This is a genomic window from Paractinoplanes bogorensis (genome assembly GCF_018829635.1).
Taxonomy (GTDB): domain Bacteria; phylum Actinomycetota; class Actinomycetes; order Mycobacteriales; family Micromonosporaceae; genus Actinoplanes; species Actinoplanes bogorensis.
Map to the genome: position 1 here is coordinate 82669 of NZ_JAHKKG010000013.1, position 11073 is coordinate 93741.

10 protein-coding genes are annotated in these 11073 nt (G+C 70.5%); 3 read left to right on the top strand and 7 right to left on the bottom strand.

The window, feature by feature from the left end:
* Positions 1-115 precede the first annotated feature (115 nt).
* Entirely contained in the window at positions 116-1243 is a 1128-nt protein-coding gene (locus KOI35_RS36125; RefSeq protein ID WP_215793197.1) for an LCP family protein, read from the bottom strand.
* A gap of 512 nt (positions 1244-1755) precedes the next feature.
* On the opposite strand from KOI35_RS36125, the gene KOI35_RS36130 reads away from it, so the two are divergent.
* The gene (locus tag KOI35_RS36130; protein ID WP_215793198.1) at positions 1756-2424 is read left to right on the top strand and encodes a class I SAM-dependent methyltransferase; all 669 of its coding nucleotides are present in this window, start codon (positions 1756-1758) and stop codon (positions 2422-2424) included.
* A gap of 7 nt (positions 2425-2431) precedes the next feature.
* Here KOI35_RS36130 and KOI35_RS36135 read toward each other — a convergent pair whose 3' ends face one another.
* On the bottom strand, positions 2432-3118 hold the full coding sequence (locus KOI35_RS36135) for a S1 family peptidase (protein WP_215793199.1): 687 nt from the start codon (positions 3116-3118) through the stop codon (positions 2432-2434).
* Positions 3119-3268: 150 nt separating this feature from the next.
* Here KOI35_RS36135 and KOI35_RS36140 point away from each other — a divergent pair, with 150 nt between their 5' ends.
* Positions 3269-4705, top strand: a complete 1437-nt coding sequence (locus tag KOI35_RS36140) for an aldehyde dehydrogenase family protein (protein WP_215793200.1) — start codon at positions 3269-3271, stop codon at positions 4703-4705.
* Here KOI35_RS36140 and KOI35_RS36145 read toward each other — a convergent pair.
* On the bottom strand, positions 4702-5514 hold the full coding sequence (locus KOI35_RS36145; protein WP_215793201.1) for a hypothetical protein: 813 nt from the start codon (positions 5512-5514) through the stop codon (positions 4702-4704). The genes KOI35_RS36140 and KOI35_RS36145 overlap by 4 nt on opposite strands.
* 32 nt (positions 5515-5546) lie before the next feature.
* On the bottom strand, positions 5547-6236 hold the full coding sequence (locus KOI35_RS48590; RefSeq protein WP_215793202.1) for a DivIVA domain-containing protein: 690 nt from the start codon (positions 6234-6236) through the stop codon (positions 5547-5549).
* A 121-nt stretch (positions 6237-6357) separates the two neighbouring features.
* On the opposite strand from KOI35_RS48590, the gene KOI35_RS36155 reads away from it, so the two are divergent.
* Positions 6358-6702: an MmcQ/YjbR family DNA-binding protein gene (locus KOI35_RS36155; protein WP_215793203.1), complete on the top strand. Its 345-nt coding sequence runs from the start codon at positions 6358-6360 to the stop codon at positions 6700-6702.
* A gap of 11 nt (positions 6703-6713) precedes the next feature.
* Here KOI35_RS36155 and KOI35_RS36160 read toward each other — a convergent pair whose 3' ends face one another.
* The 3 genes from KOI35_RS36160 to KOI35_RS36170 form a co-directional block, all read right to left on the bottom strand.
* Complete coding sequence (locus tag KOI35_RS36160) at positions 6714-7493, bottom strand: ABC transporter permease (RefSeq protein WP_215793204.1); 780 nt, start codon at positions 7491-7493, stop codon at positions 6714-6716.
* Entirely contained in the window at positions 7490-8434 is a 945-nt protein-coding gene (locus tag KOI35_RS36165; RefSeq protein ID WP_215793205.1) for an ATP-binding cassette domain-containing protein, read from the bottom strand. The genes KOI35_RS36160 and KOI35_RS36165 overlap by 4 nt, the downstream gene beginning before the upstream one ends.
* A gap of 196 nt (positions 8435-8630) precedes the next feature.
* Entirely contained in the window at positions 8631-11072 is a 2442-nt protein-coding gene (locus tag KOI35_RS36170) for an excinuclease ABC subunit UvrA (RefSeq protein ID WP_215793206.1), read from the bottom strand.
* Position 11073: the final 1 nt, after the last annotated feature.

Consider the following 11073-nt stretch of genomic DNA (forward strand, 5'->3'; position numbering starts at 1 on the left):
GTTACGACATGATCTCGGTGCGTAATTATCCGTCATCGCGTACAGCAACGACGGATTCCTTCGTACGCGAAGCGCCCCGGAACTGTTTCCGGGGCGCTCGGTAATGCCGTGGGGACTAGCTGGTGGCGGTTCCGTCACTGATCAGCATCTCGGGGTGACGGCCCAGGAACTCCGGCAGCCGGTCGGCGCTGGTCGCCTCGAACAGGTCGCGGGTGTCCTTGGTGATGCCCTCGCCGCCGTTCTCGCCCTGGGCGAAGGTGCCGCCGTTGGTCTTGATCGGGATCAGGTCACCCGCGGCCAGGCCCTTGAGGCCGAAGATGAAGTTCTCCACCGGCACGTTGTGGGTGTCCATCTTGAGCGACTTGCCGGCCGCCGAGAGGATCTTGGAGACCTTGGTCGGGTTGCCCATGATGCCGGCGCTGCTGGCCTTCTTGGCCATCGCGCGCAGCAGCTGCTGCTGGTGGCGCTGGCGGTCGTAGTCGCCGTTGGTCGAGTGGCGCAGGCGGGAGAACTCGAGCGCCTCCCACGGCTGCATGTCGCGGCAGCCCTTCTCGAACCAGAGCGCGTTGCGCGGCGGCGACTTCGGGTCGGCGCCGTGCGCGTACTCCACCTTGCCGTTGTTGACCACGTAGTGGCTCGACCACATCCGCTTGTCGACGCAGAGGCGTACGCCGCCCATCGCCTCGAGGATGCCCTTGAAGCCGTTGAAGTCGATCACCGTGACGCCGTCGAACTCGATGCCGGTCAGCTCGTGCACGGCCTTGGTCGACAGCTTGGCGCCGCCCTGCCAGCCCCGGCCGCCCTGCGCCCCGAAGAAGTAGGCCGAGTTGATCTTGTCGGTGGTGCCCCGGAAGCCCATCTCGTCGTCGGCCGGGATCTTCGTGACCGTGTCGCGCGGGATCGAGATCATGTACGCCTGGTCGTGCGAGGCGGTGATGTGCAGGATCAGGATGGTGTCGGAGCGGGCGTCGTCCTCGCTCCAGCCGGTGCGGGTGTCCAGCCCCAGCATCAGGATGTTCATCGCGCCCGCGGGCAGCTTGCCCGCCGCGACCGTCTTGCTGCCCAGCCCGTCGTTGTCGAGCACGCTCGACGTGGTCTGGATGTTCGAGGTGAGCTGGTTGAGGAAGTATTTCACGGCCACGATGCCGCCCACACCGACCAGGGCCAGGATCGCGCCGAAGGAAGTGAGCACCTTGGCCCACATCGGCGCTTTGTGGCGCTTCGACGTCTTCTTGCCCTTCACGCCGTTTCCGCCACCGCCATAGGTATTGCCCCGGCGTGAGTCACGATCGCCTCGCGTGGCGGTCCCTGCCGACATATGTAATGGCTCCCTCGTGTGACACGGGCGTTAGGCCGCCGAAGAAAGTATGGAGACCGCCCGCGCCGGGCTCAACGCCGTCAGAACAGATATATGGTCACGATCCAATAGTCAACCCCGCTGAACGAGCAGTAACCTCCCGACAACGTTGGGGATTCAAAAGGCCCCATTTCCGTACGCAGGGTAGTGGGATGCTCGCGTCGCGCGCTGCCCTCATTGTTCGACAGAGATCGAACCCGCGCCCAGTCCAGTGCCCGTTTTCGGGGGCTTTCTCATTCCACACTCATCCTGCGCGACCATTCCCGGGAATGGTGCCCACCCCTCGCTGAGAAATGGCTGAACGCTGCTTCCGGCCATTGTCGGTGATTTATGTCGCTTTTGCGTCGTCGGCACTGTAGTACCCGCTGTCCACAAACCCCCTCGCTAAGGTGCCGGGCGTGGATGCACAGACCGACGAATTGCGGGACGCACACGACGTGCTCGCCCCCTTCTACGCCGAGCACCTGGCCGGGCTGCTGGAGAGCATGCCGATCGAGCGGGCCGTCCTCGACCTCTTCTGCGAACTGACTCTGGCCGCGGGCCTCGGCACCGAGGTGGCCGACGTCGGCTGCGGCACGGGACGGCTCGAGCCCTACCTGGCCGGCCGCGGGGTGCGGCCGCGCGGGGTCGACCTCTCGCCGGGCATGGTCGAGGTGGCACGCCGGGACAACCCCGGTTTCCCGTACGAGGTGGCCGACCTGCGCGATCTTCCGTTCGCCGACGGGTCGCTGGCCGGGGTCGTCTGCTGGTACTCGCTGATCTTCCTGCCGCCCTCCTCGCGCGAGACGGCGTTCGCCGAGCTGGCGCGGGTCGTGCGGCCCGGCGGCTATCTGGTGACCGCCTACAAGAACGGCGACGGCAGCCTCTGGCGGGGCGGGCGCACGGTCGGCGTCGAGTTCGACGCGTATTGGCTGTCGGCCGCCGAGATGGAGGAACGCTTCACGGCGGCCGGGTTCGCCGTGGTCTTCCACGGGCACCGGCCGCCCGAGGGGGAGGAGCGGACGCCGCAGGGCTACCTGGTCGTGCGGAAGGGCGGCGCGCCGACCGGCACGCCGCCCTCTGCATGAACGACCGTCAGATGCCGGCGACCGACGTGATCCAGGAGCGGTTGTAGGCGACGCTGCCGTAGTACTGGCGAGCCGTGCCGTCGGCCGTGGAGGCCACGCCGACCTGGGCTCCGTTGTAGACCTGCGGGCCGCCCGAGTCGCCGCGCCACGCGTTGCCGTTGATCCGGGTGCTGCCGATCGCGCGACCGCCGTACGCGTCGGTCTGGTTGGTCGAGGTGACCTGCACGGTGGCGGTCTTCAGCGTCGTCGAGGCGCTGCAGCCGCTGTAGCAGGTCATGCCCCAGCCGTAGATCGAGTTGGTCGAGCCGACCGGCGGGTACGCGCTCGACAGCGGCATGTAGGACGTGGTGATCGGCGACGCGAGCCGCATCAGGGCCAGGTCGTAGCGGGTCGACGTGCTGCTCACGGCGCGGGTCGTGCCGCCCGAGGTGCGGTTGACGCTGCCCACCCGCACCGACATGGTGCCCGAGATGCAGTGCCGCGCGGTCAGCACGTAGTTGGCCGAGATGATCGTGCCCGAGCAGGTGAAGCTGCCGTTGCTGAGGACGGCGGCGGCCCACGGCGCGGACGAGACCGTGCCGCCACCGATGATGTTGGGCGTCGGGTCGCCGACCGCGGCGGACGCGGCCGAGGGGATGGCGACGGCGCCGGTGAGGGCGGCGGCAAGCGAAGCGACGACGATGCGGATACGCACGCCGACTCCTTTCGGGGGGTCGTTCGGCCCGGAACGCGGGGCTGCGGCTCCGGATCGAAGGCTGTCGAAGTACCGTACGTCGCCGCGTGGCCCGCGACACAGCCCAGTTCGCACCTATCACCGTGTGATGACCGCCGATAGCCTGGCCGCGTGGACCACTTGATGTTCGTCGGCGGCGCCTGGGTGCCCGCGCGTTCCCACCGGACCACCATGGCGACCAGCCCGGCCACGGGGGAGGAACTGGGCGGCGTACCGGAAGCGGATCGGGACGACGCCCGGTCCGCCATCACGATCGCGCGCCAGGCCGCTCCGGGCTGGGCGCGTCGGACCGCGTTCGAGCGGGCCGCACTGATGCACCGGGTGGCCGACGTGATCGAGTCGCGCCGTGACGAGCTGGCCCGCACGCTCACCCTCGATCAGGGCAAGCCGCTGCGGGCCGAGGCCTACGACGAGGTGGACGAGCTGGTCACGTACTGGCGGATGGCCGCCGAGGACGGCAAGCGCCTGAGCGGCGGGCTGCCCAACTCGTTCTCACCGGGAAAGCGGGCGCTGCTGATCCGGCGCCCGCGTGGCGTGGTCGGCGTGATCACCCCGTGGAACTGGCCCTACACCATGCCGGCCGAGCTGATCGCCCCCGCGCTGGCCTCGGGCAACACAGTGGTGTGGACTCCGGCTCCGTCCACTTCGGTCGCCGCGGTCGCGCTGGCCCGCTGCATCGCCGACGCCGACCTGCCGCCGGGCGTGCTCAACCTGGTCACCGGTCCCGGGCCGGTCGTCGGCGACGAGATCGCCCGCAACCCGGGCATCGACGCGGTCGCCTTCATCGGCTCGACCGCCACCGGCCGGCTGGTCGCGAGCGCCGCCGCGGGCAAGGCGACGCTGCTCGAGATGGGCGGCAACGGTCCGCTCGTGGTGCTGGCCGACGCCGACCTGGATCGCGCGGTCGAGGGGGCGCTGGCCGCCTGCTTCCTCTGCGCCGGGCAGAGTTGCACGGCCGGGGAGCGGCTGCTCGTGCACCACGACGTCCGCGCGGAGTTCGCGGCCCGGCTCACTTCGGCCGTACGGGAAAAGATCCGGCTCGGTGATCCCCTCGACGACACCACCACGATGGGGCCGCTCAACAACGCCGGGGTCGCGGCCAAGATGGACGCCCACGTGGCCGACGCCCTGGCCCGCGGGGCGACGCTGCTGACCGGCGGCGCGCGCGACACGACACGGCCGACCGATCTCTACTGGGCGCCGACCGTGCTCGACGGGGTGCCGGCCGACTCGATGGTCGCCACCGAGGAGACGTTCGGCCCGGTCGCGCCCATCGTCGGCATCGGCTCACTGGCCGAGGCGATCGAGATGACCAACCTTTCCCCGTACGGGCTGCTGGCCGCGATCTACACGGAGGATCTGCGGGCGGGGCTCGAGTTCGCCGACTCGGTGCGCACCGGGTGGGTCAACGTCAACGAGTCGACCAACTACTGGGAGAGTCACCTGCCGTTCGGCGGGCGCTCCGGCTCGGACAGCGGCCTGGGCCGGGTCGGCGGCGCCCACCCGATGGAGGCGTTCACCGAACTGCAGACCGTGATCATCGGCTAGCCGTTGCGGTGGTGCTTCTGGACGAAGGTGTAGCCGGGCTTCAACGGGCCGATGTCGGAGAACTGGCGGGCCCGGTGATAGAGGTCGAGCTGCTTCTGGGTCGGCTGGGCGCCACGCGGCAGCTTGCGCATGAAACCGGTGACCCAGTGCTCGCCGCGGTGCGACTCGACCGGGATCGGCTCGACCATCGGCGCGTAGAACACCATGTCGGCCTCGGCCTGCCGGTCGGCCGGCGGATAGGACGGGTGGCCGGCCGAGTCGACGCTGCCGGTGACCCGGGTCAGGAACCCCTCGCGGATCAGCTGGTCGATCGCGTTCTTGAGCAGGAACGCGCCCTTCTGCCCACGGCCCAGCCCGGACCGCTTGGCCAGCAGTTCCTCGGTCAGCACGGCACTGCCGTCGTCGAAGACCCGGCCCAGCTTGCGGACGGCGTGCAGCACCTGCGAACGGTTCGATTTGTCGGGCCGGGAGTCGCGGGTGACGACCTTGGGGTCGTACGCGCAGAAATACTCGACCCCGTCGACCCTCAGCGGCTCCTCGAGCGGCTCGGTGCGGATCGTGGCCTCGCCGTGCGGCGGATGCCAGCTGACGGTGACGAACGTGCCCGGCGGCAGGTCGGCCGGCCAGGTCAGCCCGCCGAACTGCCACTCCACGTCCTGCTGCAGATCGCTCTCGAACTCCGTGCGCTCGCCGCGGTGCTCGATCACGACCCGTACCCGGGTTTCCGAGGCCCCCTCTTCGGGGGCCGCGCACACGCCGCCCTCGAGATCCGAGCGCCACAGCGCGAGCCGGCGGCTCACCGTCTTCATGGCCGGTCAGAATACCCGGGGGCGGCGGTCCGTCAGTCGAGCTCGCGGCCCGACGCGCTGTCGAGTTCCTGCAGCTGACGCTGGACGTGGTCGCCCAGGGCCTGCTGATAGGTCTGCGCCAGCCGGCCCAGCTTGTCGATCTCGTCGAGCAGCGAGTTGCGCTTGTCGACCAGGCCGTTCATCGACTCGGTGTGCTTGCGGCGCGCGTCGCTCTCGATCGTGCTCGCGGTCAGCTGCGCGTCGCTGGTGATCTTGTCGGACTCGCCCTGGGCGTTCTCGATCAGCGTGCCGGCCTCGGCCCGCGCGTCGCGCATGTGGTCGTCGGCGGTGCGGCGGGCCATCATCAGCACCGGCGAGTCGGCCTCGACGGCCTGCGGCGGCGGGGCCGACGGGGTCTCACGGCGGGCGCGGTCGAGCTGCGTCTGCATGCTCCGGGCGTTCTGCTCGGCCCGGGCCCGGGCCTCCTGCAGCCGGCCCAGCTGGGCGGTCAGGTCGGACAGCTCGGCCTCGAGCGCGCGGTTGCCCGGGCCGGAGGCGGCCGGTCCGGCCGGGCCGGGGCGCTGGGCCTGGTCGGCGAGGGCGCGGTTCTCCTCGAGAAGGCGGATCAGTTCCTGCTCCACCTCGTCGAGAAACGCGTCGACATCCTCCTCGTCGTACCCGCGCTTGCCGATGGCCGGCTTCTTGAACGCCACGTTGTGGACGTCGGCTGGAGTTAGCGGCATCGTGCTCCTCGGTTCCCCTGCTGTTACAACTGTGCCGACGCATACTACGCACAGATCCCGGAGTCCGCCTCGTGGTGCCATAGCATCAGTCGCGCATTCAACACGCGCGGAAGGAATAGCGGTGGCCGACGCCGACGACGTACGCCGATTGGCGCTCGCCCTGGCCGGAACGGTCGAGATCGACAGCGACGGGTTCGACTTCCGGGTCGGCAATCGCGGCTTCGTCTGGTCGTATCCGCAGCGTGAGCCGGGTAAGCCGCGGGTCATCCGCACCGACATCGCGGTCCTCTACGTCGGCGACGAGGCCGAGAAACAGGCCCTCGTCCTGGGCGAGCCCGACCTTTTCTTCACCATTCCCTCGTACGACGGGTTGCCCTTCGTGATGTGCCGGTTGCCCGAGGTGACCGTTTCTCGTCTGCGAGAACTGATAACCGATGCCTGGGACATGCGCCGCCCGCCGGAATAGTTCGCACCTGCTCACCTGCTCATCCGGCGGTAGCGGCGGATCGCGAGCGGGGCGAAGACGGCGATCAGCAGCAGCGGCCAGGCCACCGCCAGGAGCATCGCGTGTTCGGCCGGCCAGGCGTCGCTGCCGAGGCCGGGGTTGCCGAACAGCTCGCGGGCGGCGGCGACGGTGGCCGAGATCGGGTTCCACTGGCTGATCGCGCCCAGCCAGGCCGGCATCTGCTCGGGAGCCACGAACACGTTGGACAGGGCGGTCAGCGGGAAGGCCAGCGGGAAGACGATCACGCTGACCGTGTCCGGGTTCTTCACGACGCTGCCCAGGAACATGCCGACCCAGGTCAGGGCCAGGCGCAGCAGCAGGATCAGGCCGATCGCGGCCAGTGCGGGGCCGAAGCCCCGGTGCGCCTGCCAGCCGACCAGCAGGCCGCACACGATCAGCACGGCCATCTCGAGCAGCGCGCGGGTCAGGTCGGCGGTGCTGCGGCCGACCATGAGCGCCGACCGGGCCGTGGGCATCGATCGGAACCGGTCGACCACACCCCGGCTGATGTCCAGCGAGATGGCGGTGGCGGTGGCGCCCAGCCCGTACAGCTGGGTCATCACGAAGACACCGGGCAGCAGGAACTCGCGGTAGCTGTCGCCGCCGACGGCCATGCCGCTGCCGAACACGTAGCCGAAGACGAGCACGAACATCACGGGCAGCGAGAAGTAGATGACGATCTGCTCGGGTTCGCGGATCACGTGGCGCAGGTAGCGGCCGGTCATCACCCAGCCGTCGGCGAGCGTCGTCATGCCGCACCGTGCCCGGTGAGCTGCAGGAACGCCTCGTCCAGGGTAGGCCGGCGGACGCCCAGATCGTCGACCGCGATCCCGGCTCCGCGCAGCGCCCGGGCCGCCTCGATCAGCGCGGTGACCCGGTCGGTCACCGGTGCCCGCAGTTGCCGGGTGTCCGGGTCGGTGCCGACCTCGGCCCCGACGACCCGGGTCAGCACGGCGGCCGCGTCGGCCAGCCGGCCCGCGTCGCGCACCACGACCTCGAGCCGGTCGGCGCCGATGGTGGCCTTGAGCTCGTCCGGGGTGCCCTCGGCGACGACCCGGCCGGTGTCCACCACCGAGATGCGGTCGGCGAGCTGGTCCGCCTCGTCCAGGTACTGCGTGGTCATCAGCACGGTGGTGCCGTCGGCGACCAGCTTGCGGACGGTGTCCCACACCTGGTTGCGGCTGCGCGGATCGAGGCCGGTGGTCGGCTCGTCCAGGAACAGCACCCGCGGCGCTCGGATCAGGCTGGCCGCCAGGTCGAGCCGGCGCTGCATGCCGCCCGAGTATTCGGACGCCGAGCGGTCGGCCGCCTCGGTCAGGGTGAACTGGTCGAGCAGCTCGTCGGCCCGGGCCCGGGCGGCGCGCCGGCCGAGGTGGTGCAGACGGCCGAACAGCACCAGGTTCTGCCGCCCGGTGAGCGAGCCGTCGACCGCCGCGTACTGGCCGGTGAGGGCGATCCGCTCGCGGACCAGGCCCGGCTCGCGGGCGACGTCGGCCCCGGCCACCTCGGCCCGCCCCGCGTCGAAGTCGAGCAGGGTGGCCAGGATGCGGACGGCGGTGGTCTTGCCCGCGCCGTTGGGGCCGAGCAGCCCGCAGACGGTGCCGGTGGCCACGGTCAGCCCGAACCCGTCGAGTGCGGCCTTACCGCGGTAGGTCTTGCGCAGCCCGTCGGCCACGATGGCAGGAGAAGTCATGCGCCGAGGGTGCCGCTCGGCGCTGACCGCTGACGCACGAGCCGCTGACGGCCCCGGTCAGCGCGGGCCCAGACTGCGTCGGTCAGCGCGGGCCCAGACTGAGGGCGCACACCGCGAGCACGGTCCAGCGCCGGTCGGCGCTCAGTCCCGGAGACGTCGTCACCCGGTCAGCATCGTCGTCTCGTGGTGCCCGCGGTCAGGGGCGGCGGGCCAGATGCTCGGCCAGGTAGGGGCCGGTGACGCTGTGCGGGTCGGCGGCGACCTCGGCCGGGGTGCCCTGGGCGACGATGCGGCCGCCGCCGGGGCCGCCGGTCGGGCCCATGTCGATGACGTGGTCGGCCGCGGCCAGGACGTCCAGATCGTGGTCGATCACGACGATCGTGGCGCCGTCGTCCAGCAGACGGTCGAAGACGCCGGCCAGCGTACGGATGTCGACCGGGTGCAGTCCGGTCGAGGGCTCGTCCAGCACGTAGAGCACGTTGCGCTGGCTGCTGCGCAGGCGCGCGGCGATGCGCAGGCGCTGCGACTCGCCGCCCGACAGCGACGGGGTCGGCTCGCCCAGGCGCAGGTAGTCGAGACCGACGTCGGCCATCGGTCGCAGCGGGCGGGCGATGGCCGGCACCTCGGCGTAGAGCGACAGGGCCTCGCTGACGGTCAGGTCGAGCACGTCGGCGATGGTGCGCGAGTCGACCCGTACGGAAAGGGAATCGTCGTTGAATCTCGCCCCGTGACATTGCGGGCATTCCACGTTGATGTCGGGCAGGTACTGCACGTCGAGATCGATCGAGCCCAGGCCCTTGCAGGTCGGGCACTGGCCGTCCCGGGTGTTGAACGAGAAGTGGCCGGCCCCGAGCCCGGACGCGGCCGCGAAATGGGCACGGATAGCGTCGAACGCTCCGGAATAGGTGGCCGGCGTCGAGCGCGCGTTGAGGCCGATCGGGGTCGCGTCGATCTCCACCACCGAGCGCAGCGGGCCCAGGTCGAGCGCCTTCACGTGGGCGGGCAGCGGGTCGCCGGCCAGTTGCGCGCGGGCGGCCGGGATCAGGCTGTCGAGCACCAGCGCGGTCTTGCCCGCACCGGACGGGCCGGCCACCCCGGTCAGCCGGTTGATCCCGAAGGCCGCGTGCACGTCACGCAGGTTGTAGAGCTGCTTGACGGTGATCGTGGCGGTGGCGCCTGTTTCCCGGGGCGCCCGCTCGATGGCGACCTGTCCGGCGAGGAAGGGTCCGATGATCGACTTGCGGTCCTTCATCAGCGTGGCCGGGGTGCCGGTGGCCATGATCGTGCCGCCCGACCGGCCCGCGCCCGGTCCCATCTCGATGATCCAGTCGGCGGTGCGGATCACGTCGAGATCGTGCTCGACGATGACCACCGAATTGCCGTTGCCGGCCAGCGCGCCGATCGTCTTGCGCAGCCCCTCGACGTTGCTCGGGTGCAGGCCGACCGACGGCTCGTCGAGCACATAGAGCATGCCGGTGGTGTTCGACCGTACGGTCGAGGTGAGCTCGATGCGCTGCCGTTCGCCGGTCGACAGGGTGGCGCCGGCCCGGTCCAGGCCCAGATAGCCGAGGCCGAGATCGAGCAGCGGCCGGATCGCGCCGTCCAGTTCCTTGACCAGGCCGGTGGTCAGGCGGCTCAGCTCGGCCGGCATCAGCGGCGGCAGCTCCTGGCTCCACCTCTGCAGCGACTCGAGATCAAGGGCGCTGATCTCGGCCAGGTTCCTCCCGCCGAGCCGTGAGGTGACAGCCTCGGGACGCAGCCGGGTGCCGTGGCAGACCGGGCACGTGTGCGAGGTCAGATACTTGCTGTTCTCCGACTTGGTCGCGGCGGTCACGGCGTTGTCGTAGGTCACGTTCAGCTGCACCGGCCGCCCGTTCTTGCCCGACACCACCACCTGCTGCTTGACCGGTTCGCCGGCCATCACGAGCTCTTTCTCCTTCTTCGAGAGCTTCCCGTACGGGACGTCGAGCCGGACGCCGAGCTCACCCGCCGCGTACATGCTCAACCGCCGGCCGCCCACGTTCCACGGCAGCACCGCGCCCTCTTCGATCGTCTTCGCGGGATCGGGGACGAGGGTCTCCGGGTCGACCTCGAACACGGTGCCGATGCCGGTGCAGCGCGGGCAGGCCCCGTACGAGTTGAAAGCGAACGACTCGGCCCCCGGCGCCTCGAACCGCACGTGGCAGATCGGGCACCCGATCTCCATGGCCTGGGTGGCGATCGACGGCGGCACGTCGTGACCGTTGGGGCAGCGGTGGGTGCCGAGCCGCGACATGGTCAGCCGCAGCACGTTGAGCACCTCGCTCATCGTGCCCACGGTGCTGCGCGGGCCGGGCACCGGCGGGCGCTGACGCAAGGCGAGGGCGGGCGGCAGATGGTCGATCCGGTCGGCGTCGGGGCGCTGGGCCTGGGTCAGCCGCCGCCGGCTGTAGGTGCTCAGCCCCTCGAGGAAACGGTGCAGACCTTCGGCATACAGGGTGCCCATGGCCAGGGACGTCTTGCCCGAGCCGGAGACGCCCGCGATGACCACCGTGCGCCACAGCGGGACGTCGACGTCGAGATCGCGCAGCGTGTTGTGCCGCACGCCGCGGGCCTCGATGGCACGCGGAAGGGTGTCGGGCAGCGGCGGCAGCTTCATG